This is a genomic window from Gordonia effusa NBRC 100432, from assembly GCF_000241305.1.
In the GTDB taxonomy this organism is placed as follows: domain Bacteria; phylum Actinomycetota; class Actinomycetes; order Mycobacteriales; family Mycobacteriaceae; genus Gordonia; species Gordonia effusa.
The window spans coordinates 1-25,342 of record NZ_BAEH01000023.1; the positions used below are offsets into that span (position 1 = coordinate 1).

27 protein-coding genes and 2 tRNA genes are annotated in these 25,342 nt (G+C 62.0%); 14 read left to right on the forward strand and 15 right to left on the reverse strand.

Going from position 1 to position 25,342, the window contains the following annotated elements; translation table 11 throughout:
• The 4 genes from GOEFS_RS04135 to GOEFS_RS04150 form a co-directional block, all read left to right on the forward strand.
• The coding region (locus GOEFS_RS04135; RefSeq protein WP_007316622.1) for a DUF3566 domain-containing protein at positions 1–289 on the forward strand (289 nt) is incomplete at its 5' end.
• Between the two features lie 84 nt (positions 290–373).
• Positions 374–447, forward strand: a tRNA-Ile gene (locus tag GOEFS_RS04140).
• Between the two features lie 54 nt (positions 448–501).
• Positions 502–574, forward strand: a tRNA-Ala gene (locus tag GOEFS_RS04145).
• Positions 575–970: 396 nt separating this feature from the next.
• Positions 971–2,047: a beta family protein gene (locus tag GOEFS_RS04150; protein ID WP_170323126.1), complete on the forward strand. Its 1,077-nt coding sequence runs from the start codon at positions 971–973 to the stop codon at positions 2,045–2,047.
• Here the strand turns inward: GOEFS_RS04150 and GOEFS_RS22750 are convergent.
• Both GOEFS_RS22750 and GOEFS_RS04155 read right to left on the reverse strand, forming a co-directional pair.
• Positions 2,001–2,588, reverse strand: coding sequence for a sce7726 family protein (locus GOEFS_RS22750; RefSeq protein ID WP_007316624.1), 588 nt, complete (start codon positions 2,586–2,588; stop codon positions 2,001–2,003). The two genes, GOEFS_RS04150 and GOEFS_RS22750, sit on opposite strands and share 47 nt — an antisense overlap.
• 97 nt (positions 2,589–2,685) lie before the next feature.
• Complete coding sequence (locus tag GOEFS_RS04155) at positions 2,686–3,471, reverse strand: TIR domain-containing protein (RefSeq protein ID WP_007316625.1); 786 nt, start codon at positions 3,469–3,471, stop codon at positions 2,686–2,688.
• Between the two features lie 468 nt (positions 3,472–3,939).
• On the opposite strand from GOEFS_RS04155, the gene GOEFS_RS04165 reads away from it, so the two are divergent.
• Positions 3,940–4,203, forward strand: coding sequence for a hypothetical protein (locus GOEFS_RS04165; protein ID WP_170323127.1), 264 nt, complete (start codon positions 3,940–3,942; stop codon positions 4,201–4,203).
• Positions 4,204–4,273: 70 nt separating this feature from the next.
• On the forward strand, positions 4,274–4,903 hold the full coding sequence (locus GOEFS_RS04170) for an XRE family transcriptional regulator (protein WP_138917876.1): 630 nt from the start codon (positions 4,274–4,276) through the stop codon (positions 4,901–4,903).
• A gap of 132 nt (positions 4,904–5,035) precedes the next feature.
• On the opposite strand, the gene GOEFS_RS04175 is transcribed toward GOEFS_RS04170, so the two are convergent.
• Positions 5,036–6,436, reverse strand: a complete 1,401-nt coding sequence (locus GOEFS_RS04175) for a carotenoid oxygenase family protein (protein WP_007316628.1) — start codon at positions 6,434–6,436, stop codon at positions 5,036–5,038.
• A gap of 104 nt (positions 6,437–6,540) precedes the next feature.
• Here GOEFS_RS04175 and GOEFS_RS04180 point away from each other — a divergent pair, with 104 nt between their 5' ends.
• Positions 6,541–7,224 carry a lysoplasmalogenase gene (locus GOEFS_RS04180; RefSeq protein WP_007316629.1) on the forward strand — a complete coding sequence of 228 codons (684 nt, stop codon included), beginning with the start codon at positions 6,541–6,543 and terminating at the stop codon, positions 7,222–7,224.
• A gap of 13 nt (positions 7,225–7,237) precedes the next feature.
• Here GOEFS_RS04180 and GOEFS_RS04185 read toward each other — a convergent pair whose 3' ends face one another.
• Entirely contained in the window at positions 7,238–7,582 is a 345-nt protein-coding gene (locus tag GOEFS_RS04185; RefSeq protein ID WP_007316630.1) for a MerR family transcriptional regulator, read from the reverse strand.
• Between the two features lie 64 nt (positions 7,583–7,646).
• Between GOEFS_RS04185 and GOEFS_RS04190 the strand changes: the two genes are divergently transcribed.
• A complete protein-coding gene (locus GOEFS_RS04190) occupies positions 7,647–8,444 on the forward strand; it encodes an alpha/beta fold hydrolase (RefSeq protein WP_050949779.1) in 798 nt (265 codons plus the stop codon).
• On the opposite strand, the gene GOEFS_RS04195 is transcribed toward GOEFS_RS04190, so the two are convergent.
• Positions 8,428–9,222 (reverse strand): alpha/beta fold hydrolase, encoded by a 795-nt coding sequence (locus GOEFS_RS04195; RefSeq protein WP_007316633.1) that lies wholly within the window; start codon positions 9,220–9,222, stop codon positions 8,428–8,430. The two genes, GOEFS_RS04190 and GOEFS_RS04195, sit on opposite strands and share 17 nt — an antisense overlap.
• Before the next feature lie 55 nt (positions 9,223–9,277).
• Here GOEFS_RS04195 and GOEFS_RS04200 point away from each other — a divergent pair, with 55 nt between their 5' ends.
• Both GOEFS_RS04200 and GOEFS_RS04205 read left to right on the forward strand, forming a co-directional pair.
• Complete coding sequence (locus GOEFS_RS04200) at positions 9,278–9,673, forward strand: MerR family transcriptional regulator (protein WP_007316634.1); 396 nt, start codon at positions 9,278–9,280, stop codon at positions 9,671–9,673.
• Positions 9,674–10,083: 410 nt separating this feature from the next.
• Positions 10,084–11,913: a CocE/NonD family hydrolase gene (locus GOEFS_RS04205; RefSeq protein ID WP_007316635.1), complete on the forward strand. Its 1,830-nt coding sequence runs from the start codon at positions 10,084–10,086 to the stop codon at positions 11,911–11,913.
• Between the two features lie 13 nt (positions 11,914–11,926).
• On the opposite strand, the gene GOEFS_RS23370 is transcribed toward GOEFS_RS04205, so the two are convergent.
• Positions 11,927–12,142, reverse strand: a complete 216-nt coding sequence (locus GOEFS_RS23370) for a DUF4190 domain-containing protein (protein ID WP_007316636.1) — start codon at positions 12,140–12,142, stop codon at positions 11,927–11,929.
• A 191-nt stretch (positions 12,143–12,333) separates the two neighbouring features.
• Here GOEFS_RS23370 and GOEFS_RS23375 point away from each other — a divergent pair, with 191 nt between their 5' ends.
• From GOEFS_RS23375 to GOEFS_RS04225, 3 genes are all read left to right on the forward strand, one after another.
• Complete coding sequence (locus GOEFS_RS23375; RefSeq protein WP_007316637.1) at positions 12,334–13,053, forward strand: hypothetical protein; 720 nt, start codon at positions 12,334–12,336, stop codon at positions 13,051–13,053.
• Positions 13,054–13,057: 4 nt separating this feature from the next.
• Positions 13,058–13,576 (forward strand): peptidylprolyl isomerase, encoded by a 519-nt coding sequence (locus tag GOEFS_RS04220; RefSeq protein ID WP_007316638.1) that lies wholly within the window; start codon positions 13,058–13,060, stop codon positions 13,574–13,576.
• Positions 13,577–13,638: 62 nt separating this feature from the next.
• Positions 13,639–14,283 carry a rhomboid family intramembrane serine protease gene (locus GOEFS_RS04225; protein ID WP_245549766.1) on the forward strand — a complete coding sequence of 215 codons (645 nt, stop codon included), beginning with the start codon at positions 13,639–13,641 and terminating at the stop codon, positions 14,281–14,283.
• Here GOEFS_RS04225 and GOEFS_RS04230 read toward each other — a convergent pair.
• Positions 14,268–14,744: a PH domain-containing protein gene (locus GOEFS_RS04230; RefSeq protein WP_007316640.1), complete on the reverse strand. Its 477-nt coding sequence runs from the start codon at positions 14,742–14,744 to the stop codon at positions 14,268–14,270. The genes GOEFS_RS04225 and GOEFS_RS04230 overlap by 16 nt on opposite strands.
• Before the next feature lie 114 nt (positions 14,745–14,858).
• Positions 14,859–15,152: a cell division protein CrgA gene (gene crgA / locus GOEFS_RS04235; protein WP_007316641.1), complete on the reverse strand. Its 294-nt coding sequence runs from the start codon at positions 15,150–15,152 to the stop codon at positions 14,859–14,861.
• A 132-nt stretch (positions 15,153–15,284) separates the two neighbouring features.
• Between crgA and GOEFS_RS04240 the strand changes: the two genes are divergently transcribed.
• Positions 15,285–15,941: an aminodeoxychorismate/anthranilate synthase component II gene (locus tag GOEFS_RS04240; protein WP_007316642.1), complete on the forward strand. Its 657-nt coding sequence runs from the start codon at positions 15,285–15,287 to the stop codon at positions 15,939–15,941.
• 3 nt (positions 15,942–15,944) lie between these two features.
• Here the strand turns inward: GOEFS_RS04240 and pknB are convergent, their stop codons facing one another.
• The 7 genes from pknB to GOEFS_RS04275 form a co-directional block, all read right to left on the reverse strand.
• The gene (pknB, locus tag GOEFS_RS04245; RefSeq protein WP_007316643.1) at positions 15,945–17,867 is read right to left on the reverse strand and encodes a Stk1 family PASTA domain-containing Ser/Thr kinase; all 1,923 of its coding nucleotides are present in this window, start codon (positions 17,865–17,867) and stop codon (positions 15,945–15,947) included.
• 2 nt (positions 17,868–17,869) lie between these two features.
• Positions 17,870–19,279 carry a protein kinase domain-containing protein gene (locus GOEFS_RS04250; RefSeq protein WP_007316644.1) on the reverse strand — a complete coding sequence of 470 codons (1,410 nt, stop codon included), beginning with the start codon at positions 19,277–19,279 and terminating at the stop codon, positions 17,870–17,872.
• The gene (locus GOEFS_RS04255) at positions 19,276–20,784 is read right to left on the reverse strand and encodes a penicillin-binding transpeptidase domain-containing protein (protein WP_007316645.1); all 1,509 of its coding nucleotides are present in this window, start codon (positions 20,782–20,784) and stop codon (positions 19,276–19,278) included. Before GOEFS_RS04255 ends, GOEFS_RS04250 begins: the two co-directional genes overlap by 4 nt.
• Positions 20,781–22,241, reverse strand: coding sequence for an FtsW/RodA/SpoVE family cell cycle protein (locus GOEFS_RS04260; protein ID WP_007316646.1), 1,461 nt, complete (start codon positions 22,239–22,241; stop codon positions 20,781–20,783). Before GOEFS_RS04260 ends, GOEFS_RS04255 begins: the two co-directional genes overlap by 4 nt.
• The gene (locus GOEFS_RS04265; protein WP_007316647.1) at positions 22,238–23,671 is read right to left on the reverse strand and encodes a PP2C family protein-serine/threonine phosphatase; all 1,434 of its coding nucleotides are present in this window, start codon (positions 23,669–23,671) and stop codon (positions 22,238–22,240) included. The genes GOEFS_RS04260 and GOEFS_RS04265 overlap by 4 nt, the downstream gene beginning before the upstream one ends.
• Entirely contained in the window at positions 23,668–24,123 is a 456-nt protein-coding gene (locus GOEFS_RS04270; RefSeq protein WP_007316648.1) for an FHA domain-containing protein FhaB/FipA, read from the reverse strand. The genes GOEFS_RS04265 and GOEFS_RS04270 overlap by 4 nt, the downstream gene beginning before the upstream one ends.
• A gap of 207 nt (positions 24,124–24,330) precedes the next feature.
• On the reverse strand, positions 24,331–25,342 hold a 1,012-nt coding region (locus GOEFS_RS04275; protein ID WP_007316649.1), incomplete at its 5' end, for an FhaA domain-containing protein.

Below are 25,342 nucleotides of genomic sequence, written 5' to 3' on the forward strand. Positions count from 1 at the left end.
CGTCGGGTTCTTCGTCTGGTTGATCTCGGTTGCCGTGTTGTATCTGATTCTGGACGGGATGGGTGTCTGGGATCAGGTCAACAGTTCCTTCGGCACGTTGACGACCGCTGACGGATCGTCGGGCGGCGGGGATATCTTCGGTGCCGGCACCATCTTCGGGTGGGCCGTCGGCTTGGGCGCGATCAATGCGATCCTGCTCACCGCGTTGGCCACGATTGGCGCGTTTATCTACAACCTGTGCGCCGATTTGGTCGGTGGTGCGGAGATCACGCTCGCCGATCTGGACTGATCGGCAAACCGAGGTGTGACCTGCGACGATGGTGCCGTTTTGATTAATGACGGCAGTCTCGGGTAATCTCATTCCTCGGTTCACGGGCCTATAGCTCAGGCGGTTAGAGCGCTTCGCTGATAACGAAGAGGTCGGAGGTTCAAGTCCTCCTAGGCCCACTGCGGACACCGAAATTTCGGTCGACGCACACCCAAGTCCGGCACTCCCGGCACGGGGCCTTAGCTCAGTTGGTAGAGCGCTGCCTTTGCAAGGCAGATGTCAGGAGTTCGAATCTCCTAGGCTCCACAGTTCAGACGTAGTCACATGCCTGACATGGGTTTTGTGGCTTGCCGTGACGGTGAACGGCTCCGTGAGGCGGAGCGTTGCTGTCTCTTCGTCTTCGTCGATTTCGATGCCGTTGGTGAAGGTCTGGTTCGCGAGGCGCTTCCCCTGAGCGTCGGTGGTCTTGTAGAGCCGTTGGCAGTCCAAGAGGAGCCGTAGGGCGCTCGACCATGCGTTGCCCGCGTACCGTCTCGGCTACGCTTCCGGCCGAAACCGGTTCGGCACGAGTGCGGATATCCACCAAGATCAGTCGAGAAACTCCAGCGATCCAGCCTCAAGCAGTGTTAAATGAGATGAGCCGTTAAATGAGATGAGCCCGACATCGACGTCGTAGCGCCTGTCTCAGAGGGAAGGCCTCTCGTGCCGAAAATATATCGACCTTTTCTTCTCGCCCGTGCAGGCGAACTTGCGGGCCTGACTCGTCTTGGTGCGAATGTAAGAACATCGATGTTGCCAGTGTTCCGTATCCCCGAACGTGCTTGGGACTACGAGAATGGCCGTTACTACAAGACGCACGAGGAGCACTTATCTGGGGTGCCCGAGAAGCTAGCATCTGCGTGGACGGGCGGACGCGGATACCTGGATCTGTCGCTTCTCGACAGGAATGATGCGGTGCAAGGTAAGCATCCCCTGACGTATCTGATTGACGAAGCGGGCACTCATTCGTTGGAGTTGACGCCGCTCATTTCCTCCATAAGCACACAGGGTCACCTAGCGGCGACGTCGACTGCGCATCGTACTTTCGGACGGGGAGCAGCTATTCAACTACCCCAAGCCGATTGGACGACGATAAACCCATCCGCACTCAGCACGCTGATGTCGACAGTGTCGTTGACGCCGGGTGAGATCGATGTGATTGTTGATTTCGAGACTTCCGATGGGCCCGTAACCGAGGTTGCAGCTATAGCTGAACTGGCCTCCCTACGCAGCTTGGGCGAATTCCGTTCGGTTACAGTAGGTGGCGCTGGATTCCCTGACCTTGCGGGAGTTCCTCAGGGGACTACGGAGTACCCGCGTAAAGAGTGGAATGTCTACACTTCGATTCAAAACAAACTTTTTCAACAAGGCATCGTAACGCCCGACTTCTTCGACCATGCTATTCAGAATCCGGATCTGATTGAACTGGGCGTTGATCCAAGATTTCTTTCCATCAGCGCTACGCTGCGTTACACGGTTGCTGAGAAGTGGCTGGTTGCCAAGGGCGAGCTATTCAAAGGGAGAGGAACAAGCAGTAAGGGTGGCGCAGCTTTGATACCACCTTTAGAAGCTCTTGTGCGTCATCCTGAATACGCAACTCCGACACGTTCGCTTGCTGATGACTGGATCGATGCTGTAATCGCAAAATCAGAGACGCCGGGAGCTCCGCAGAAGTGGCGCGAATGGGCGACCGTCAGGCATGCAGAGGTGACGGTGTTTCAGCTCTCCAGCCTGCCCTGAACTTCACACGCTCTCGGACGATATCTCGAAGTTCGTCTGGGCTTACCGTCTCAGCAAGACGTTCCCACAGGAATCGGTTAGGCTTGCTGCGCACGCCTGCATCAGTTCCTCGAATTTCGAGTTCTGAAAGTGTCTCTTGCCTCCAAAGCAATGTGCAAAGAGTCATCGGGTCGATGGTGGCGTTTCTCCGTGCCTTCCTAACGCGGCGAAGTTGAACTCCGTCAGATACCGAACTCGCCTCAATGACACCCCACCAACGCGGCAAAAGATCTTTGGCCTTTGCTGCATGATTCTTTGCTACCACAAGCGTGGCGAAGTCGAGGACCTGGGAATAGACCTCTATTTGACGGGGTAATCTCCGGAGCGTGTCGCTTGCGCTTTTGATCTCGAACCCAGCGAAAGACCCATTCAGCACGACGGTGTCGATACGCACTTGTCCCGCAACATCCATCTCGTCGAGGATGCGGGTTGCGTCCAACTCTGCTCGGTGTTCGTCTCGAAGCCAAAGATGGAGGGACTTACGTACGTCGGCGTCTCGCATCGTCTTCCTCCTCCGGGTAGTGCAACTCTAAGGGTCGTAGGTACTTGATGTGGCGTCTGGCTCGCGCATGGACGCAAGATCGCTGCGAGGAGCGGCCTCAACTTCTTGCGATTGCAGTCCAGTCAACAGGGATTCCAGAATGATCAATCTCAGACGCAAGCTTGCCCTTCCATGCCCCACCGCCGTCTAGGGGTATGTACACGAGGCCACTTATATCGCTTGGTAGCTCCACGCCGGAGTCGTAGAGTATTGCAACTTTCGTGCGGCCGATAAGGCCGATAAAGAAACCCATCTCGAAGACCACGTTCTGGCGAGCTCGTGGGAGTTCATCCCTGGAGTCCAGGACCGATGACCGACCGAGATCATCCGCAGTCAACAGCACGACTGCATACCCAACAGAGGAGGCGCTTTCCTCGAATTTTTCTATTAATACGCGACCCCCATTCGGTTGTTGATGAAGAATAATAGGCGGCTCGTCAACAAGTTTCTGAAGATATGATTCCAGTTCATATTTTCTTGCATCGTTTTGTCCATGGACAATAAAAATGCGAGTGGATCGGTCGGGCGGCTCAGAGTCTTCCGCTTCGGAAGCATTTGAGGCGGACTCGGCAGCAAGTTCAAGTTCAAGTTTAGACGCCTCAAGAATGCTAACTACTTCCTGCACGCCTGCTCGACGGTATGGCGCAAAGTCGGTGTTCTCTGTCCAAATTCCGGGATGGTATCGGACCGCGTCAAATTTGCGGTACGTGGCGCTTTGCTCGCCGAACACTGTCCGGATTACTACTTCGGTCTTGTTGTGCCAATCATCGAAGTTCGAAGGAGACCCGTTGTTGGCGTCGTTGATCTGCTTGTCGATCCGATCTGCGGCGCGGCTGGGTTCCATGTGTCAAGGTTAGCCGCCTACGAGGCCGCTTATCTGCTTTGCGCCTTCTCCCACACTGTCATCCGGCTCACCTCAAACCGCCTCGCGATGGACAGGACACTCTCACCACCGTCTCGCGCCGTGTGAATAGCGTCTATCTGGTGAGGCGTCAGAGGCGTTCGACTCCGTCTCGTTGGTTCCATCACCACGCCATCAAGTTCCGGATCGGGCACAGCAGCAGGGCGGTCAACACCCCGTCGCGCCTGTTCCCACATGGCCTCCAACCGCTCGACCCGCTTCAGCGCATGTGATTGGAGTCCGCCTCCGTCCACAAGTATTTTTTCGGAACGACAGCATCTTCACCGACGAGGTGAGGGTGCTGTTTCTGGTTTGTTGGCACGCACTTTTGAGAGCACCCTAAGATGTTCGCAGTGCTGGCTCCGGAAGCGGGTGGCGGCAAGGGGATCCGAAAGACCTGGGGGTTGCAGGGTGGGCTGGGACGAAGTGGACATCGGCGCGGCCCGGAACGAGGTCAAGAAGGAAATTTTTGATGCCCTCGAGCAACTTTGCGCCCAAGGCTTCAAGCTGAGGAAGCAAGGGCATAAGTTCGGACTGTACTGCCCGTGGCTGCCCGGCGATGGGCAGCGCGCGCATTTCATTTCGGTGCCTGGAACTCCGAGAAACCCCAGCGTGGCTGCTCGTCGTCTACTCCAGGCGGCAAAACGCTGTCCTCAGCGGCATGAAGATCAATAGCCATCTCTGACCAGGGAATACTACGACCGCACTCAGGTGTTTCCAGTTGACAACAGACGGAATGATGCGCATGCTGAACCCTATGGAGGGCGCACCGATCTTTGAGTACACGTATGTCATATCGCCGCTCAGCGGCATCGACGATTCGCGGATCATCAAGATTGAAGACAGTTGCGACGCGGTCTTCGAGAACCAGGATGGTTTCGCGCTGGCCACGTTGTCGGTAGCCGCTGTAGATGGGCGCCAGGCGGGGATCGACGGTGCAATCCTGCTGCGGCGAGCCGGATTTGAGGTCGTCCGCACGTATCCGGATTTTGTGACGCGAGGTGATATCGCCGAGCGAGCGGGCAAGACTCGGCAGGCGGTTGGCAATTGGATTCGTGGTGATAGACAGTCAGCGATCGCATTTCCGCGGCCAGTGAATCTGGTTGCCGGTGGGATCTGGTTGTGGGGCACCGTCGTTGATTGGATGAGGAGTGCGGCGGTGGAAGCAGCTGACATTGGTGACAGTCTTCAGTTCCCAAGCATCGAGGATCACTCATTTGTTGATTGCTTTATCGGTTGGGGCGACTCCCAGTGCGCTGATGTCAGCTACGCGGTTCGTCAGTCGGCATCAATCGATGACGTCACAGAAATCAGCTCTACGCCGAGCCAGTTCACCGCGTCGCGGTACACGATGGAGACGCAAGCCAACTGCTGACTCTCAAGGTCCTTACAGACGTGAGGTCCTACGAGGTTCACCCGAAAAGACGTGATGGTGGTGTTTCCTCGTGGCACGAAACGCCTACATGTAGGCGTATCTGATGACGAATCGTGCCGGGCGGTATCTCACCTACTCCGCCAACCACGCCCCATGTAGTCCTGCCGGCACTCGGTGCGGCATCTTGATCTCGGCAACCGGTCCGGCGTCGAGATCCTCTGCTGGAACGATGACGAACCACGACGAGTCGTCGCGCAGGTCGGTGGCGAACGCTCCCCAGTAGTCGTCGTCGGCGCCCGGCAGATAGATCGGCTCGCCGTAGACCATCCCGTCGGACGACACCTGATGCTCGGCTCCAGCTTCCAGATCGAAGAATCGTAGTGCGGTGGTCGGACCGGGGCCTTCGATGACCTTGCCAACAGTCGACACCCAGCGATGTCGCTTGGTGGAGAGCCGATCATCGATCCGCGGGAATTCGATGCTGCGCGTGGACCGTATGTCTCGGGTGATCGTGCGCGAGGTCGGATCAATCGTGGCCCGCACGAGAGACCCGACTGGTGGGGTCGGCTCCTTGGCGAAGCCGGCGGGGTAGGACCACTGCACATAGTCAACGACGACGGACCCACCATCGTCATAGGCGTTGGCGAAATGCCACACCCAGAACGGATCCGTGTCAATCCAGATCACCGGCGAACCGTCGCGCGGAATCAGCGCGATCCGAGTGCCGTCGTCGGGCCGCCAGTCCAGGACCGAGCCGCCGGTCATCGCAGCGGTGATGTCAAATCTCAAGGGGCACAAGAAGATTACGACATACTTCGACGTCAGGGCCATGTCGTGGATCATCAACGACCGCGTCACGCCGTCGACGACGGTCGGTGGCCGCGTGCATTGGCCGTCGGGACCGATGACCGACCACGTCAGATAGGGCGCCTCTAGCAGATAGTTGAACAGCACCAGTTCGCCGGTCTCGGGATCGAGTTTGGGGTGGGCCGTACTTCCGACTGCCATCGCCCCGTCACAGGTTTCGCGGCCCAAGGTGGTCAGATCTCGCGGTTCCAGTCGATAGGGTGGTGCGGCCTCTGCCATCGCGAGTAATCGACCCCCGTGCCGCACGACGTTGATGTCGGGCAGGTCTCGCGTGGTTCCAGCCAGATCGGCCCCGACCTCGTCCGCCTCGGGGGTCCACAGATCGGTGACGCCCGGCCAGATCGCATGGCCGACTCGCTCCTCCTCGACGACCATGGGAGTTCGCACATACCTGTTGAGATACGCGGCCCGCCCGTCGCGCAGCGTGAGTCGATGAACCATGCCGTCACCGTCGAGCGGATAGACATAGTGGCCGATCGGATCGAATCGAGGATTGGGCCCGTTGCGCAGATAGGCACCGTTCAAGTCGGGTGGGATCTGTCCGCGAACCTCGAGTCCGTCGACGTCGATTTCCTCGCGCTGCGGGGCGAAAACACCAGTCAGGTGAGCGTGATGGGCGATGTCGACGGGGCCGGGACGAGCAAACGGGTCAGTAGTTGCGACCATGGGAGACTCCGAATTCGGATGGGGGCTGTCGTTGTCGATGATCCTCGTCTAGGCGCCGTCGTGCCCGCGACTCGAACCAAAAATGTCTGCTTTACGGTGATTGGGTGACCGAAACTCCCGCCGCGCCCACCGACACCCGGCCAGAACCAGCGTTAGTTGCGATCGTCATCGCGTTCGTCGTGATTGTGTCAGTACACCTGGTGGCGTTGGGGTTCGACGACGACAACACCGCGGTTCTCACCAAGATCCTGATTGTCCCGACCGTGATCGGGTATCTATGGGTTGCCTCGAAAGGCGTACGCACACGGCTGTTTTGGCTCATGCTCGCCGGACTCGGGTTCTCGTGGCTTGGTGACACAATTCCGGAATTCCTCGATGATGGGTTCGTCGTGATGGTCGGGCTGTTCGCCTGCGCGCAGATCGCCTACGTCATGGCGTTCTGGCCGTATCGCGCGGAGTCGCTTCTGAATCATCGAATCTGGTTGGCGCCGTATGCAATTGCGGCGATCACGGTCATCGCGCTCTGCGCGCCGAGCGCTGGCGCACTGCTCGTGCCGGTGATCGTCTACGCGGTATTGCTCATGTCGTCGGCGGTGCTGTCGACGGGGTTGGGGGTGGTGGCCGGCATCGGCGGTGCGCTGTTCCTCGTCTCCGACGGAATGATTGCCGTGCGGGAGTTGCCCGATTGGGGTTGGACCAGCCACCTCGCCGTACCGATCATGGCTACCTATGCGCTGGCGCAGGGGGCGCTTGCGGTTGGAGCCAGTCGTCGAGTGCGCGGCGACTGAACGGTCGCGAATCTCAGGCGGGCGACAGTAAGCCTTCGATCGATTCTCGCTGTCGCGCAAGTTCATCGAGCTGGGTGTTGATCCCGGCCAGCACCAGATTCATCTCGGCGGCGACGTCGGGACAAAGGTCGATGACAGGCGGAGTGTCTACGGCGCAGGGAAGGAGCCGCGCGACTGTCTGGCTGGTGAAGCCCGCATCGAGTAGCGCACGGATCTGCTTGACCTTCACCACCGCTGACTCGTGATAGTGGCGATAGCCATTCCCATGACGCTCGGGCAGCAGCAATTGTTGTTCTTCGTAGTAGCGCAACGCGCGTCGGGTGACACCGGTCCGCCCAGCCAACTCACCGATCAGCATCACAGACCTCCAGCAGGTATCCACGCTTGACCTTCACCCCGACGTCAACGCTTACGGTCTCGGCATGATTCCACAGCATATGGTCGAAGAAGTACTCACTGACGTTGACGTCGTCGACGATGGCAACGGCCCTGTCGTCGCGCTGGCACACGGTGCCGGTGGCGGAGTACGCGAGAACTTCGGCTCGCTGATCGACAGTCGGCGAGAACGATTCAGATTCGTCGGACCCTACTATCCCGGTACCGCGTCGACGCCTAATAGCGAAGGGCCACTTGATATTTCGACGCTGGCCGACCAGGTGGTCGCGGCCGGTATTCGTGCCGGCGGCGAGAGCTTCCCGGTCGTCGGACTGTCGCTCGGTGCCGCGGTTGCCGTGACGGCCGCGGCTCGCCACCCGGAGCATGTCAGCGCCCTCGTCCTCACCGTCGGTCTTGCCCATCCCGAAGCGCAGAGCGCGGCATTCACCCAGATCTGGAGAACCCTTGCGGCGCACGAGGAGTGGGAGACGCTGGCCGCCCTGATGATCTATTCCGTAGGCACCGAATCCAGTCTTGCCACGATATCGGCGGCCGACTACGCCGCCACCGTCGAGGCTGTCCGATCCGCCTATCCGGCCGGCGGGTCATGGCAGGCCGAACTCGCCAGTCGGACCGACGTGACCGCCCTCTTCGAGGACATCGATGTGCCCGTGCTGGTAGTCGTCGGCGGCCAGGACCGCATCATCCTGCCCAATACCGCGCGATCGTTCAGTGCCATCAGCGGCGCGCGGGTCATCGAGTATCCCGACGCCGGACACATCTTCACGCCAGCGCAGAGCACCCGGTGGGCAGATGATGTCTTCGATTTCATCGATCAGTTGTGAGGAAGCGGAGAACGGTCTCGACAAAGAGCGCCGGCTGCTCGACGTTGACGAGGTGTACCACCGGAAAGCCAACCAGCGTGGCGTTGGGGACAGTCGCCGCGATGAGCTCGCCGTGACTGGGTAGACACACCTCATCGAAGTCGCCGGTGATCACGAGCGTGGGATTGGGGATCAACGGGCCAAGGCGGCGCAGGTCGGCGTCACGAACCGCCGCGAAGCATCCGGCCAGCCCGCGCGGATCCACGGCCAATAGGTCCTCCCGAAAGGGATCTACCTCGCTGGTATCTCGGAGGGCTTCGGGGAACCAATTGTCCAGAAATCGTCGGGCGGTCGCGGGAATGTCCGGCGACGTTCGCAACGTGGCGATCTGCTCATCCCACTGAGCCGTGGGCCCCAGGTATGCGGAGGTGTTGGCCAGAATCAGATGGTCGACGCGGTGCGGAGCGTGAACGCCGAGCCATTGTCCGATGAACCCGCCCAGCGACAGACCGCAGAAGTGGGCGCGGTCGATTCTTAGCGCGTCGAGCAGTTCTACGACATCCTTGCCGAGGCGATCGACCGAGTAGTCACCGGCGGGCGAGCCGGATAGTCCGTGACCTCGAGTGTCGTACCGCAAGATGCGAAATCGATTCCCAAGGTCGGCGACGACTCCGTCCCACATTCTCATTGTCGTGCCGATGGAATTCGACAGGACCAGTACCGTGCCGTCGGCCAGACCGTCGAAGCGATAGGCAATCTCGACACCATCGCCCACCGTGACGAATGAATGATCAACCATCCTTACTCCTCACTCCGTTCCATATCAGGTACGAAGACGATAGAGTCTCACATCAATGTCAGATTCAACTGCGAAGTGGATTCGGATCGGTGAGCTGTCGCGGCGCACTGGTGTAAGCGTCCGTTCACTCCGGTACTACGAACAACAGATGATGCTCGTCTCCGAACGCACGCCCGGCGGGCACCGGGAGTATCCCGAAGCCGCCGTGGACCGGGTCATTCTTATCCAGCAACTATTCGCCGCGGGGCTGCACAGCACCAAGATCGCGCAACTATTGCCGTGTATGAGAGCGCCCGAGGGTCGCCCCAACGAGCAGGCGACGCCGAGACTGGTCGACGAACTGACCGCGGAGTGCCGGCGTATCGAGTCGATGATCCGCGATCTGAACGCCTCGAAGTCGATCCTCCAACAGGTCATCCAATCCGCGGAAACGGAAAGCACGCGGAGCTGACTATTGATAAGTCGCTTGACTGCCTGAAACCCTCTATTTCGATATCGGATCTTTATCAAATCGGATAACTCGCAACTCGCGGTGGCGGAATACAGATAAATACATTGCGCATACACGCTGCCGCACCCATCAGAGTATGTGCTGGCCATGTACCAATTCGGCGTTTTGAACCTCAATTACCCTGTCCACCAGGGTATTTGGCGAGGTGGGTGTCGGCCACCGGCCCCGGCGGCGATCGCTCGCCCACCCAATAGACAATGACGGCGCGACAAGCCAGATGGACGCGCGCGAATTGTCAACCCGAAAACTAAATGAGACTGCCAGTCTGTAACCCTGAGTTTGTCCCCCAAATTGCTGGGAATTGCTGGGGGATAAGGGAATGCGACACAATCTCCGATAGGCTGGCGAACATGCATTTGGCCCGGCGGGACCGAAATGGCCGCCGCAAATTCGATATAGCCCGCAGTAGTTTCAGCGTTGTACTAGTCGCTGGGCTGCTGCTTGGGCTGAGTGTGCTCGCAACTCCGGCAGTGGCGTCCGCGGCGCCGGTCGGTCCGGCTAACCGTGTACCAGTTGGCGACGGACTCTGGACAGCGGCGCGGATTCCGAGCACCGGCGGAGTGACGCTCTACGCCGATGTCCTGCGACCGCGAAACCTCCCGGCCAACGCGAAGACGCCCGTCGTCATGGCGATCGGACCGTACTTCAACCACTTCGCCAAACCGGGCGAAAAGGGCAACGCGCAGGACGGCATGGGTCGCGGTTTGATACCGGCGAATCGTTACGACGATCTGATCGCCGGAGCCAACCTGCTCAAGCGCGGCTACACCGTTGTGATGGTCGACTTGCGTGGCTACGGCGGAAGTTCGGGTTGTCCCGATGCCGCCGGCCCAAGCGAGCAGTCCGACGTCGCGTCCGCAGTCCGCTGGGCCGCTAATCAGCCCTGGTCGACCGGCAAGGTCGGGTTGTACGGCAAGTCCTACGACGCCGTCACCGCGCTGATGGGCGCCGGTATGGAGGTGCCGGGACTGTCCGCCGCGGTGGCCCAGGAACCGGTCTACGACTGGTACCGCTATCTGTACGGCAACGGAGTGCCGCGAGTGAATCGACTGGGTACACCCCTGTCATTCGTCTATCTCTCGACCGGATTCTCTCCGGTACCCGGTATGGACCTATCGTCGTATTTCGAACGGTCCTTCGCGAACTTCGTCAATCCCTCCTGCCTAACCGGAGGCCTACTCGCGCAATTGAACTCGCGGAAATCGGACGCGTATTGGCGCGCCCGGAATCTACTGCCACGATTGCGGGGTTCGGCGGTCCCCCTGTTTCTCAGCCAGGGATTTATCGATCAGAACACCTCGGCCGATGGCCTCGAGCAGGCATTGGCTGGAATGCGCGGACCGGTGCGCGCGTGGCTCGGTATGTGGGATCACGTCCGGGGCAATGACACCGACATGACCGCGCTGCTCAATTCCGGCACTCCCAAGCGACTGTCGACGGGACGCGCCGGATATCTCCAAGAGGTTGGCAGGTTCTTCGACGCCCACCTGAAGGGTAAACCGGCTTCGACGAGTGACCCGAACTTCGTCATCCAAGACAACACCGGCCGCTGGCGGGCGCAGCAGAACTGGCCGCAGAGCACATCCACGCGGACCGCGACTCTGCGAGCCGGATCGTATATCTACGACGGCCGCCAGACCGCGACAAAGATCTTCTACCAGGGTCGTTACTACGCCACCCAACTCGATTCAGTCGCACCCGGTGGGAACAACTTCCAAGTAGCCAAAACAGCCGACGCGGCGTCGAATGGTGTGTGGACCGTGCTGGCACCCGAAGCATCGAATATTCGGCTGTCGGGCACCATCAAGGTCTCGCTGACCACCACCGCACCCGTACTGACGCCGGTCGCGATCGATGTCTACGACGTCGACGAAACCGGCACCGGCACGCTGATCACCCAGAACGCCGCCATCTTGGGGCCGCGCTCGACGTCGGTGTCCCTGTTCAGCACCGATTGGGTGGTGGCCGCCGGACACCGACTGGCTATCCGCGTCACCGACTCGAACACCGGACGTTGGGGTTATGACACGCCAACTAACGCGCGAGTCGTGGTGAAGGGCGGCACGGTGACGCTGCCGCTCGCTCCGGTCGATACCGGTTCGCCGACCCCGGGCGGGTCGAACTCGAACCTGGAAGGCTATCTCGGGTCGTTCCGGTATCCGGTGCCGTCGCGTCGATGATTGGTCGGGACAGTTACGAGATCATCAGATACACGATGGCGCCGGTAATCGTCACCGCCGCGTAGAAGTAGCCGATCCACAACGCCGCGAGCGCATACGAATCACCGGTTTCGCCGGTACGTGCGATGGCAGATCGCGCCATGTGACCGCAGATCACGCCGGGCAGCCAGGTGACGCCCAAGAAGGACAGCACTAAGGCGACTACCGCCAGGCGGTTGGTGGGTGGCACCGAATTCTCCTGCGAGGTTGACCGCGTGGGCGGTGTTGAGGCGGACTCTTGATTGGCTCGCTTCGCTCCCGGCGCCGGATCAATTTGGCCCGCTCGCTTCGCTCCCGGCGCCTGATCAACTAGGCCCGCTCGCTTCGCTCCCGGCGCCTGATCCTTATCGGCGGAGTCAACCTCCGAGTAGGCGAGCGGCTGTGCGGGCGACGAATTACCTTGCAGCGCTGGGCCTTTCGAAGGTTGCCGGGCTAGCGGGGACGCAGGTGGAGCAGATGGCGTGGGCCCGGGTGGAGTGGACCCGGGTGGATTGGGCCGCGGTGGGGCGGTGCGCTGCGGCGGCGGACCGGATCGGGGAGGGCCGCCAGTGGGAACAGGGCCGGTGCCCCGCGGCGGTCCACCGGGACCAGCTGGCGTCGGAGGACGAGCGGGCCCGCCAGGAGCGCCACTCGACGGACGAGGTTGGCCGGGATTGGGTGTGGGCGTGCTCGGGTTTGGTACCCGACGACCGCCAGGGGGCGGACCATAATGTGGCCGCCAACCGGGTGGGGGAGGTACCCGGCCCGGAACTGAGTTTCCCGGTGCCGGGGTGCCCTGCCGCGGAGGACCTGCTGGCGGTTGCCGTCGGTCTTGCGGACCCCCGTTGTCTGTTGTCATCGGTATCAAATTACCTTCTCGGCGCTGAAGGCGGCGAAATGTCGTCGATACGGGGTGGCGCGGGAGCCACCGGCGGAAATTCCGTCCGGTTGCGTCGGGCGAGAGAGAACGCAGCCGCGCCGGCCGCGAGTAGCGCGGCAACGGCAGCTAGGCGCGCAGATTTCGATTGCATCCCTATACCCTGCCAAATTGACGGGTCCCTCGCCATTTCGTGGTCCGATCCCGGGCCCGACGCACGGCCGTTGCGCCGGGTGGTTGGATAGAGACATGAGTGATAACAAAACTGCGACCATCCGCACCAATCGCGGTGACATCGTCGTCGAACTGTTTCCCAACCACGCTCCCAAGACGGTGGCCAACTTCGTTGGTCTCGCCGACGGCAGCAAGGACTACTCAACTAAAAACGCGTCCGACGGTGACTCGGGCCCCTTCTACGACGGCTCGGTTTTCCACCGCGTCATCAGCGGTTTCATGATCCAGGGCGGCGATCCAACCGGCACCGGACGCGGCGGACCGGGCTACGAGTTCGCCGATGAGTTCCATCCCGAACTGCAGTTCAACAAGCCTTACCTGCTCGCGATGGCCAACGCCGGTCCGGGCACCAATGGTTCGCAGTTCTTCATCACCGTCGGACCGACCCCGCATCTGAACCGCAAGCACACCATCTTCGGTGAAGTCACCGATGCGGCATCGCAGGCCGTCGTCGACGCGATCGCTACCACGTCGGTCGACCGTCAGGACCGTCCGACCGAGGCCGTCGTCATCGAGAAGATCGAAATCAGCTGACCGGCTCACCAGGTAACTATGGCCGGGCGCCGACCACGAATGTGGCCGGCGCCCGGCCATTGGTGACATACACACTTATCGCGCTCAACGTCGCGATCTTCGGAATCTGCGCGATACAAGCGAATTCAACTGATATCGCTGTTTATCTCCCACCATTGTTCGATCGCTGGGCATTGGCCGGAGTTGATCTTGCCGGGGGAGAGTACTGGCGGCTGCTGACCGCGGGATTTTTGCATTTGTCGTTGATCCATCTCGGCGTCAACATGCTCTCGCTCTACGTCCTCGGCGTTTCGCTCGAGCCGGCACTCGGCCCGCGTCAGTACACCGCCGTCTATCTGACGGCGCTATTCGGCGGCAGCGCCGCGGTCTCGATGTTGGGGGAGCCGACAACGATGACGGCCGGGGCGTCGGGCGCGATCTACGGCTTGATGGGGGCGTTGCTGATTCTGGTCTTGCGCGCTCGCATGTCGGTGGCACCGGTGGTCGGCATCATCGCGATCAATGTGGTGCTCTCGTTAACTCTGCCGAATATCTCGATCCTGGCGCACCTGGGTGGGCTGATCTTCGGCGCCGCCAGTGCCGCGGCATTCGTATTCGCGCCGCGCCTCTCGCGTGAGTGGGGAGCGCGAATTGCCTGGGTAATCGTGGGTGTCGTGCTGCTTTTCGCCGTCGCTTTGGGTGTCGCCGGCGGTTACCGTTCCACGTGAAACCCTGCTGCGTCTAGCGCGTCAGCGACTTCGTGAATGTCGGCACCCAGCTCCCAGCGACCCATGACGACGATGCGGGTGTCATCGTCGGTCGCCGCGCCTGCCTGGTCCTGATCGCGCTCGAACTCGAATTCCAGATGACCGATCCGGCGACCCATCCGACGAAAACTCAGGATGCGCAGCCGTGCGACGTCGGCGGCGACATAGGTCTGCGCACCAAATACGGTCCGAACGGTGATCGTCGGCGTACCGCCCGTTGAGACGAGCCGTAGCCTTGGCCGGACTGTCGCCGCGGTACCTCCGAAGCCAAAGAGCAGCAGCGCGGCGATAACCATGAGAATCGAGCCAGCGGGGTCGTCGAGCGTCACGACCGCTGCGACTAACAGTGCCACGCCGCCCGCGATCAGGCCGTAGGCGAACGGTTTGGGCGACGACCAGGACTGGATTTCCGGCTCAGTCACGCGTACCCACAGAGTTATCCACAGGACTTACGCACAATGGGGATGAATTACACACATGTAATTTCCACGGTGGGGATAACTTATGCACAGGGGAGCGAACGCTGTTATCGCTGGTCAACGCCACCGCATCGTCATCAGTAGGCCGGCGACCATGGCCGAAAAGCCGATCAAGAAGTTCCACGACTTAAGTTCGTACATCCAGTTGAGCCATTCGCCTTCGGCCGCGACGCCGGTCCCCGACGATGCCGCGAGGTAGTACACCACCAGCCAGGCCAGACCGAGCAGCATCAGCCCGAACATGATGGACATGTACCACATGCCCGACGGGCCCACATTGACCTTCACCGGCACGCGGCTGGCGGGGTTAATGGTGTAATCGGTCTTCTTCCGGACTTTTGACTTCGGCATAACTTCCTCGATGATTTCGATCGCCAGTTGGCGGTTGGCACGCCGTCGGCGTAGGTAGGTCTTTGTCCCATGGTAGTCAAACGGCGACGGCGGCTGGTCGCCACGTCGAGGTTTGGCAGTATCGTTACGCGAGTGAGCGCCAAGATCCTCGTCATCGACAACTACGACAGTTTTGTCTACAACCTGGTCCAATATCTCGGACAGTTGGGCGTCGTGGCCGAGGTCTGGCGTAATGACGATGATCGGTTGCCGGCCGACATGAACCAACTCGCCGACGTGATCGGTGGCTACGACGGCGTGCTGTTGAGTCCGGGACCGGGTACGCCGGAGCGCGCCGGGGCGTCGATGCCCATCGTCGGGGCCGCGCGGTCAAACCGCACCCCGCTCCTGGGCGTCTGTCTCGGGCATCAAGCGATCGGCGCGAGCTTCGGCGGAACCGTCGATCGCGCGCCAGAACTGTTGCACGGCAAGACATCTCTGGTCAGCCATACCGATCAGGGTGTCCTCGCCGGATTGCCTGATCCGTTTACCGCGACTCGGTATCACTCGCTGACGGTGCTGCCCGAGACCATCCCGGATGAACTCGTCGTGACCGGACGAACCGAGAACGGCATCGTTATGGCGATGATGCACCGCGAGCTGCCGATCCACGGCGTGCAATTCCACCCGGAGAGTGTGCTGACCCAGGGCGGCCATCGCATGCTGGCGAACTGGTTGAAGGTCTGCGGCGTCGACGTCGACGAGGCCCTGGTCGCGACGCTCGAAGCCGAGATGGCCGCGGTTATCTAGGGCCTAGCCACCGGGCAGCAGGCTGATCTGTCCGACGATGATCGTGATCGCGCCACTCTTGCGGATCCGGCTGCCCGCCGCTGGGCTCTGGCCGACGACCTTGCCGTTGTCCGGGCTGCCGATCCCGACGCCACGGGGCTGTTGACTGAGCGTCGTCGCTTCCCAGCCCGCGTCCTTCAGTGCCGCGCGCGCTTGACCCGGGGTGAGTCCGCGCACGTCAGGCACGACGAACATATTGTCGCGGGAGACTACGACGGTCACCGTGGAGCCGCTGTCGACGGTCGTGCCACTCGATGGCGAGGTACGGACCACCTGCCCGGCGGGCAGTTCGGAATCGCCGGGCACGGTGGTCATCTCCAGCCCGGCCTGTTTAAGGGCCTCGCGCGCCTGGCTTTCGGTCTTACCGGTGACATCGGGAATGGTCACCTGCTTGGGGCCGCTGCCGATGTAGATAACGACGGCCGCGTTCACCGCGGTCGAGGTACCGACCGGCGGCGTCGTGCTGACGACTTTGCCCTTCATCTCCACCGTCGAGTCCATTTTGTCGTCTTTGACATTGGTGAAGTTGAGCTTCTTGAGCTCGTCCTTGGCGTCTTGCAGCGTCTTGCCGCGCAGGTCGGGAATGGGAACGCGCGGCGGGCCGGTCGAGATGTACAGGGTGATTTGCGAGCCTTCGTCGGCGCGCACGTTGCCGCCCGGCGCGGTGCGGGTCGCACTGCCGACCGGAACGTCGACGCTGGCTTCGTCGAGCTGTTTGACGTCGTGGAAACCGGCCTTGTCCAAGGCGTTGCGCGCCTCGGTGGAGCTCATCCCCGCGACGACGGGTACCGCGACCTGTCGGACCGGATCGGACGACCACGGCTGCACGACGACGAGTGTGCCTAACAACAGCAGCAGCACAGCGGCAATCGCCATCACCGAGCGCCGTCGGTACCAGCGCGGACCGGCGGGCGGATCGTCGGGCTCGTCGACGGTGCGTCGTCGAACCCGGGGCGTGTTGGGGTCGGTGCGGGAGAGCGCTCGCGGGCCGGTGTCGATAAGGCCGGTGCGCTCGGCGTCGGACATGATCATCGGCGCCGACGGCTTGCCGCCGGTGAGGACCTTGATGCAGTCCGAGCGGAAATCGGCCGCCGACTGATACCGGTTGGCCGGGTTCTTGCTCATCGCCTTGAGGATTACCGAGTCGATCTCGGGCGACAGATCGCCGCGCAACGACGACGGCAGCGGCGGATCCTCATGGACATGCTGATGCGCCACGGCGACCGGCGAGTCGCCGGTGAAAGGTGGTCTGCCAGTGAGCAATTCGAAAAGGACGCAACCCATCGAATAGATGTCACTGCGTGGGTCGACCTTAATTCCGCGGGCCTGTTCGGGCGAGAGATACTGCGCGGTGCCCATCACGGCCGAGGTCTGGGTCATCGTCGACGTGGTGTCATTCATCGCGCGGGCGATACCGAAATCCATTACCTTCACGGCGCCGGATTTGTCGATCATGACGTTGGCCGGCTTCATGTCGCGGTGCACGATTCCGTTGCGATGGGAGAAGTCCATCGCCGCGGCGACGTCGGCCATCCAGGTCAACGCCTGTCGTGGGACAAGCGGGCCGTCGGCGCGCAGGATGTCGCGCAGGGTATCGCCGTCGACGTATTCCATCACGATGAACGGCAGCGGACCTTCTTCGGTTTCTGCCTCGCCGGTGTCGAAAACCTGCACGATCGTCGGGTGATTGAGCTTGGCGGCGTTTTGGGCTTCACGGCGAAACCGCAGGTAAAACGATGGATCTCGGGCCAGGTCGGCGCGCAGCACCTTGATCGCGACGTCGCGATGCAGCCGCAGATCGCGGGCGAAATGCACTTCGGACATGCCGCCGAAGCCGAGGGTTTCGCCGAGTTCGTACCGCCCGGACAGATGATTTGGCGTCGACATCGCTAGCCTCCGCCGGGGAAGGGGATCGTCGGGAAGATCGGCTTTACCGGTGTCGCACCAGGGTCACGCGGTAGGTCTTCCGGATTTGTCGACGGTCGGGTGGTCCGCGGCGTCGACGGAGTCGAGGTGGTGTCGTCGGTCGTTTCTTCTTCGGTGGTTGTCGTCGGCGTGGTGGTTCGTGGCGTCGACCGAGTTGTCGTTGTTTCTTCGGTTGGCTCGTCGGTGGTCGAATCGAGTGTTGTCCCGATTGTCGTGGTCGACGATGGGGCTGGCGTGGACGTGTCGCCCTGATTTCGCAGCCAGTAGCCGATGAGTACGACGGCCGCCAGTAGGAGCAGTACGGCCACCGCGGCGAGGGCCTTCTGTCCACCGGTCCAGCCATTGTCGGGTTCGGGGGTCGGCCGCGAGATTGGGCGGTTCGTCGTCGGGGGCCGGGTGACGGGCGGACGCGTCGGCGGGTTCTGTGCGCCGGTCATCGCTCGAGTCGACGATGCCGCTGCGAGTCCGGCTCCGGCGGCGGCGCCCGCTGCCGCGGCCCCGGCTACACCGCCCGCGGCAAGCGGACGCGGCGGACGTCGACCAGCTCGAACAGCGGCCACCGCGTTGGCGAATTCGCCGCCGTCGGCGTAACGCCGCTTCGGATCCTTCGCGAGGGTGATCTCGATGAGTTCGCGCACACCCGACGGCAGATTCGTCGGCAGCGGCGGCGGCGTCTCGCGGATATGTTTCATCGCGACCGTGATCGCGCCGTCGCCGAGGAAGGGACGGCGGCCGGTCAGCGCCTCGTATCCGACCACGCCGAGGGAGTAGACGTCCGACGCCGCCGTCGCCTCGTCGCCCGACGCCTGCTCGGGCGAGATGTATTGCGCGGTGCCCATCACCATGCCGGTCTGGGTGACCGGCGCGGCGTCGACCGCCTTGGCGATGCCGAAGTCGGTGATCTTGACCTGTCCGGTGGGCGTGATGAGGATGTTGCCGGGTTTGACGTCGCGATGGACATATCCCTGCGCGTGCGCGGCTTGCAATGCTCGACCGGTCTGCTCGAGCATGTCGAGGGTGTTATTCAGCGACAACTGGCCCATGCGGGTGATCACCGCGTTGAGCGGTTCGCCGTCGACGAGTTCCATCACGAGGTAGGCCAGCGCGTCGCCGCCGCCACGGTCGGGTGTCTCGCCGTAGTCGAAGACACCGGCGATCCCGGGATTGTTCAGGCTCGCGGTGGTCTGCGCCTCGGTGCGGAACCGAGCGGTGAACTCGGGATCGTTGGAGTACTCGGCCTTGAGAACTTTCACCGCTACCCGACGATTGAGCCGCGTATCGAGCCCTTCCCAGACCTGACCCATACCGCCGGTCGCGATCAGTCGCATCAGTCGGTAGCGGTCGGCGATTATCGTGCCACTCTGAAGCGTCATCCGTTACCTCCTCCAACTAGTGCGTTGATCACAGCGCGCCCGATCGGAGCGGCGATAGCGCCGCCGGTCGAAGCACTGCCGAGTTGTCCGTTCTCCACGATCACGGCTACCGCGATTTTCGCATTAGACGACGGCCCGAATGCGATGTACCACGAATAGGGTGTCTCTCCCGAGCAGGATGCTGCCTCGCAGTGTTCGGCGGTGCCGGTCTTCGAGGCGATCGGAATCGGCCCACCCGATCCGGCGGTGTGTTGCTCGGAGGCGATCATCAGTTGGGTGAGTGTCGCCGCCTCGGTGGAGGTGATCGGTTCATTGATGGTAGTGGGCTGGGTGGTCAGCAGTGTCCGCAGGTCGGGAGCCTGCAACTTATCGACCAGATAGGGCTGCATCCGAACGCCGCCGTTGGCGATCGTGGCTGCGATCATCGCGTTCTGCAGTGGACTCATCACGACGCTGGCCTGCCCGATGGATGCCTGCGCGAGGGTGGCCGGACCGGGGATATCACCGGTCTCCGACGTCGCGCGGACCGGAATCGGGATGCCCGGCTGGGATTGATTCAGGCCGAACCGGGTAGCCATGTCGATCAATGCCGACGTCGCACCCTTCATCTTGTTGACGGACAGATCGCCGAACGCGGTATTGCACGAGTACTGAAACGCCTGAGTCAGCGACACCGTCCCACCGGAGGAACCGGGGCAGGTCTCGCCGGCGTAGTTCGTCAGCGGCTCGGGTGAGTCGGGCAGTTTCATCGACGGCGCCGCGGTGAGCCGGATGTTTGTGTTGACACCGTCGCGCAGCGCCGCGGCGGTTGTGATGACCTTGAACGTCGATCCCGGCGGATAGCGCTGGTCAATGGCTCGATTCAGCATCGGCTGGCGGACGCTGTTGGGGTTGTTCCAGCGAGTCCACGCGTCCTCACGGACGTTTTGGTCATGGCTGGCGAGCAGGTTGGGGTCGTAGCTGGGTGCCGACGCCAGAGTGAGGATGCGGCCGGTCGTCGGCTCGATGGCAACCACCGAACCGCGGCACCCGCCGTCGCACCCGTTGCGCAGTGCGTTGTAGGCGACTTGCTGAAGTTTCGGGTTGATCGTGGTCACGACGTTGCCACCGCGAGGGTCGCGGCCCGAGAACAGATCGAGAAAGCGCTGACCGAACAGCCGGTCGTCGCTGCCGTTGAGGATCGGATCCTCGTACTTCTCGACCCGCTCACTGGCGAATTGATACGAGAAATAGCCGGTGACCGGTGCGAATGCTTCGGCCCCGCGATTGGGATAGACCCGCAAGAATTTGAATCGGTCATTCGTCGGGACCGAGTTGGCGATCACCGTGCTGCCCGCGGTGATCAGGCCGCGCTGGCGCGAGTATTCGTCGAGCAGTACTCGGGTGTTGCGGCTGTCGGATCTGAGTGCGTCAGCCTTGAACACTTGTACGTATGTCGAGTTGACCAACAGCACGACGACCATCACGACGACGACCATCGCGATGCGCTGAATCTGCTTATTCATCGGCGCCTCGCCGATACCGTCGGGACCACCTGCGTTGGCATCGTATCTACCGCCGGGGTCGCTTTGCGCTTGACCGGATCGGGTTCGCGCGCGGCGTTGGAGACGCGGATCAGTAGCGCGAGCAGGATATAGTTCGCCAGCAGGGACGAACCGCCATAGGACATGAACGGCGTGGTCAGGCCGGTCAGCGGGATGAGTTTAGTAACGCCGCCGACCACGACGAATACCTGAATGGCGATGGTGAACGCGAGTCCGGTGGCCAGTAGTTTGCCGAAGCTGTCGCGAACGGTGAGTCCCACTCGTAGACCGCGTACGACGAGGACCAGGTAGAGGCAGATCACCGCGGCCAACCCGAACAGTCCGAGTTCTTCGCCGATCGACGCGATGATGAAGTCGGTATTCGCGAACGGGACCAGGTTGGGCCGTCCCGAGCCGAGTCCGGTCCCGAAAAGTCCACCGGTTGCCAGCCCGAAGAGACTTTGGGCCACCTGATAGCCCTTGTTCGCGTAGTCGGCGAACGGATCCTGCCACACTTGGACGCGGACCTGCAGATGCGGAAAGAGCTGGTAGGCGAGCATCGCGCCAGCGATGAACAGCGTCAAACCGATGATGACCCAACCTATTCGCCCGGTCGCCACGTAGAGCAGCACGAGAATGGTGCTGAAGATGAGCAGCGGTCCGCCGAGGTCGTTCTGCAGGGCGAAGATGCCCAGCGTCACGAACCAGGCGAGCAGCAGCGGGCCGAGGTCGCGGGCGCGGGGAAGATCCATGCCCATCACGTGTTTGCCCGCGGTGGTGAACAGATCGCGCTTGTTGACCAGCAGGGCGGCGGTGAAAATGATGATCAGAATCTTGGAGAACTCACCCGGCTGGATATTGAACAGCGGTGTGCGGATCCAGTTCTTGGACCCGTTGATCTCCGACATCGACGCCGGCAGGATCGCGGGGATGGCCAGGAACACCACGCCGACCAGGCCGAGGGTATAGCTGTAGCGCGAGAGGGTGCGGTGGTCGCGGATCAGGATCAATATCGCGGAAAACGCGATAATGCCTAGTACTGCCCAGAGAAGTTGTTGGTCGGCGTTGTTCACCTGCGCGCCGTCGACGTTCATCGACTCACCAGTGCGACCGGTGCCGAGGTCGAGGCGATGAATGATCACCAGGCCGAGCCCGTTCAGCACCGCGACGAGCGGTAAGAGCAACGGGTCGGCGTGTGGTGCGTAGCGTCGAATCACGAAGTGCGCCAACGCGAATAGCGCGATGTACGCGGCTAGGAACTTGCCCAGTTCCCAGGTGATCGTCTGTTCCTGAGCCGCTTCGACGATGAGCAGCGCGACTGCGACCAGGCCGATGGCGAACCCGAGGAGTGCCAATTCAGTACGCCGCTCGGTGCGTTTTGGCTCAATGCGGGGCGCTGCCGTCGGACCGGACGTTGGGGCCGAGGGAGCCTGAGTCATGACGACGGCTTTCGACAGGTGCGGCCTTCGCCGTCAAACGGGTTGTCGCTCGGAGTCTGGCTGGGTGCGGTGGTCGTGGTGGTCGGCGAGGGCGTCGGACCGGGACCCGGCTGTGGTGTCGGTTGCGGTGTGGGCTGCGGCTTGGGTTCGGCACAGAGCGGCAGTAGCGTCAGATCCCGGACCTTCTGCTGGGCGTCGGGCAGCGAGAAGTTCTTGATGGCGCCCGAGTTGATAGCGCCGCGGCTTACTTCATCGAGGGTCTTCACCGGCAACGCGGTGCACGGGCCTTCGGAATCGTTGTCGACGAAGGTCAGGTTGGGCGTCTCGTCGGCAAGATTCTCGGCGCATACCCGCTGGTACGGCGAACCGAGGGAGACAAAGAGAATTTTGTCCGGGGTGCCCTGGAAGATGGCGACGTTGCCGTCGCGCTCGCCGACGTAGTAATTGCTGTTGATCTTCGACCGTGTGATCAGGAGTGCGGCGATGATGATCGCGATGATCGTGATAATCGCGCCGACGATCAGCCAGATGCGCCACGGGGAGCGCGGCGGTTTCTCGACCTCGGGTTCGGTGATGGTCGGCCGCTGCGGTGTCGCCGCCGGTGGTCGCAACGCCGCCGCGCGCCCGGCAGCCGTCGACGGGTTAGGGACGTAACCATCTTGGTCGTCGCCCCCTGCCGCGCCACCGACGATGGGACGCGATTCGCCGAGTTCGTCGGCGACGACGTCGGCGACAATCACGGTCACGTTGTCGGGCCCGCCGCCGCGCAGCGCCAATTCGATGAGTCGGTCGGCGCAGGCGTGGTTGTCATCGATGGAGCCGATGGTCTCGGCGAGGGTTTCTTCGCTGACGACGTCGGATAGCCCGTCGCTGCATAGGATGTAGCGGTCGCCCGCGCGGGCCTCGCGCATGGTCAGCGTCGGTTCTACCTCGGTGCCGGTCAAGGCGCGCATGATCAGCGAGCGTTGCGGATGCGTGTGAGCCTGTTCGGCGGTGATGCGGCCCTCGTCGACGAGGGTTTGTACAAAGGTGTCGTCGCGGGTGATTTGGGTGAGCTGGCCGTCGCGGTAGAGGTAGGCACGCGAGTCGCCGACGTGGCATAGGCCGATCCGGGGTCCGGCGAACAGGATCGCGGTGAGGGTTGTGCCCATGCCGTCGAGTTCGGGGGAGTGCTCCACCTGGGCGGCGATCGCGGCGTTGCCCTCGGCGGTGGCACGCGAGAGTTTGTCGAGCAGATTGCCGCCGGGCTCGTCGTCGTCGAGGCCGCGTAGCGCCCCGATCACCAGCTGGCTGGCGACTTCGCCTGCCGCGTGACCACCCATGCCATCGGCGATGGCGAGTAGTCGAGCGCCGGCGTACACCGAATCTTCGTTGTTGGATCGCACCAACCCGCGATCACTGCGCGCGATATAGCGCAGAACAAGCGTCACGGGCGCAACTCGATCACGGTCTTGCCAATCCGAACCGGGGTGTTGATCGGCACGCGGACTGCGGTGGTCACCTTGGCGCGATCGAGATAGGTGCCGTTGGTGGAGCCAAGGTCTTCGACGTACCAGTCGTCGCCCCGCCGAGACAGTCGTGCGTGCCGCTCGGAGGCGTAGTCGTCGGTCAGGACCAGCGTCGAATCGTCGGCTCGGCCGAGCAGTACTGGCTGCTCACCCAGCGTGATGCGGGTGTTGGCTAACGCACCATGAGTGACGACGAGGTAGCGCGCGGAGCCTTTGCCGCTGCTCTTTCGGTCGCGGCGTACAGAGTTCGATATGCCAGAGAGCCGACTGCCCAACCCAATGTCGGAGCGGGCGGCCCGGATCACCGCGAACACGAACAGCCACAGCAGTACTAGAAACCCGAATCTGGTCAACTGCAGCACAATGCCCTGCATGACTGGTGTTCACCTCCTCGCCGTTTGTCGGCGTACTCGGCGTCGAACCCGGCGGGCGACGTTCACAGGAAAATAGAGGCCGCGCGGCCCGCGGTCTCGCTTGAATCCTATTGGCAAGAATTCAGATCCCACTTCAGCGCCATGTGACAGTTCGGTATCGAACTCGACTCAGTCAGTCGAATCGACGACGTCGCATGGCAGAGATGGTTATCCGAATCGCACCGAGATGTCGGAGTGGCCGACGCGAATCCGGTCTCCGTCGGCGAGTTCCCAGCTGCTGACCTGCACGTCGTTGACGGTCGTGCCGTTGGTGGAGTTGAGGTCGGTGAGCATCGCGGTGTTGCCGTCCCAGCGGATTTCCACATGGCGCCGGGAGACGCCGGTGTCGGGCAGGCGGAACTGCGCGTCTTGGCCGCGACCGATCACGTTAGAACCCTCATGCAGTGAGAAGGTGCGGTTGCTGCCGTCTTCGAGAAGCAGCGTGATCGACGTTGGTGCGTACCCCTGTGGCGGGTAGTTCTGCTGCGGGTATCCGCCCTGGTAGGTGCCCTGCTGGCCGTAGCCTTGGTCATACCCTTGGTCGTAACCCTGCTGGTCGTAGCCGCCCTGCTGATAGCCCTGACCCTGCTGGGGGTAACTCTGTGGGTCGTATCCGCGCTGCTGGCCGTAACCCTGCTGCTCGTAGCCCTGCTGGTGGCCCGGCTGCTGACCATAGCCCGGGTCGTAGCCCTGCTGGTCGCCTTGCTGGTAGGCCTGCGGATCGTAGCCGCCCTGCTGATAGCCGGGCTGCTCGTAACCGCGCTGTTCATAACCCTGTTGGTCGTAACCTTGCTGGTCGTAACCGCCCTGTTGGTAGCCGCCTTGGTCGTATCCACCCTGTTGGTAGCCGGCATCCCCGCCGGGACGACGGTCGTATGGGGGATTCTGGGACATGTGTGGGGCTCCTACCTGTGCGTTTTCGCCTTGTGGGTTCTGCGGTCGTGCGTGCGCCGTGACCGGGCGCGGTGTGGCATCGGGGTTCACGGTTCCGCTGGTGCGGAACATCCCGGTGTGGAGATCCGATAACTCATCGAACTCTACGACGACGGGGCCGTATGTCTGCCAACCATTGTCGCTTATGAAGTTTTCCAGATGTTTGGAAAAGGTCTTGCGGTTCAGTTCATATTCTTCGCTTACTTGTCGCAAGTCCGACGGACTTAACCGCAAGCTATAGCTGTTC

What these genes read in the sequence shown, in the direction of transcription:
- GOEFS_RS22750 (WP_007316624.1), bottom strand. Translation starts at nt 2,588, where the DNA reads ATGCGAGACGCCGACGTACGTAAGTCCCTCCATCTTTGGCTTCGAGAC.
- GOEFS_RS04155 (WP_007316625.1), bottom strand. Translation starts at nt 3,471, where the DNA reads ATGGAACCCAGCCGCGCCGCAGATCGGATCGACAAGCAGATCAACGAC.
- GOEFS_RS04170 (WP_138917876.1), top strand. Translation starts at nt 4,274, where the DNA reads ATGCTGAACCCTATGGAGGGCGCACCGATCTTTGAGTACACGTATGTC.
- GOEFS_RS04175 (WP_007316628.1), bottom strand. Translation starts at nt 6,436, where the DNA reads ATGGTCGCAACTACTGACCCGTTTGCTCGTCCCGGCCCCGTCGACATC.
- GOEFS_RS04185 (WP_007316630.1), bottom strand. Translation starts at nt 7,582, where the DNA reads ATGCTGATCGGTGAGTTGGCTGGGCGGACCGGTGTCACCCGACGCGCG.
- GOEFS_RS04190 (WP_050949779.1), top strand. Translation starts at nt 7,647, where the DNA reads ATGATTCCACAGCATATGGTCGAAGAAGTACTCACTGACGTTGACGTC.
- GOEFS_RS04195 (WP_007316633.1), bottom strand. Translation starts at nt 9,222, where the DNA reads ATGGTTGATCATTCATTCGTCACGGTGGGCGATGGTGTCGAGATTGCC.
- GOEFS_RS04200 (WP_007316634.1), top strand. Translation starts at nt 9,278, where the DNA reads ATGTCAGATTCAACTGCGAAGTGGATTCGGATCGGTGAGCTGTCGCGG.
- GOEFS_RS04205 (WP_007316635.1), top strand. Translation starts at nt 10,084, where the DNA reads ATGCATTTGGCCCGGCGGGACCGAAATGGCCGCCGCAAATTCGATATA.
- GOEFS_RS04220 (WP_007316638.1), top strand. Translation starts at nt 13,058, where the DNA reads ATGAGTGATAACAAAACTGCGACCATCCGCACCAATCGCGGTGACATC.
- crgA (WP_007316641.1), bottom strand. Translation starts at nt 15,152, where the DNA reads ATGCCGAAGTCAAAAGTCCGGAAGAAGACCGATTACACCATTAACCCC.
- pknB (WP_007316643.1), bottom strand. Translation starts at nt 17,867, where the DNA reads ATGTCGACGCCAAATCATCTGTCCGGGCGGTACGAACTCGGCGAAACC.
- GOEFS_RS04250 (WP_007316644.1), bottom strand. Translation starts at nt 19,279, where the DNA reads ATGACGCTTCAGAGTGGCACGATAATCGCCGACCGCTACCGACTGATG.
- GOEFS_RS04255 (WP_007316645.1), bottom strand. Translation starts at nt 20,784, where the DNA reads ATGAATAAGCAGATTCAGCGCATCGCGATGGTCGTCGTCGTGATGGTC.
- GOEFS_RS04260 (WP_007316646.1), bottom strand. Translation starts at nt 22,241, where the DNA reads ATGACTCAGGCTCCCTCGGCCCCAACGTCCGGTCCGACGGCAGCGCCC.
- GOEFS_RS04270 (WP_007316648.1), bottom strand. Translation starts at nt 24,123, where the DNA reads ATGCAGGGCATTGTGCTGCAGTTGACCAGATTCGGGTTTCTAGTACTG.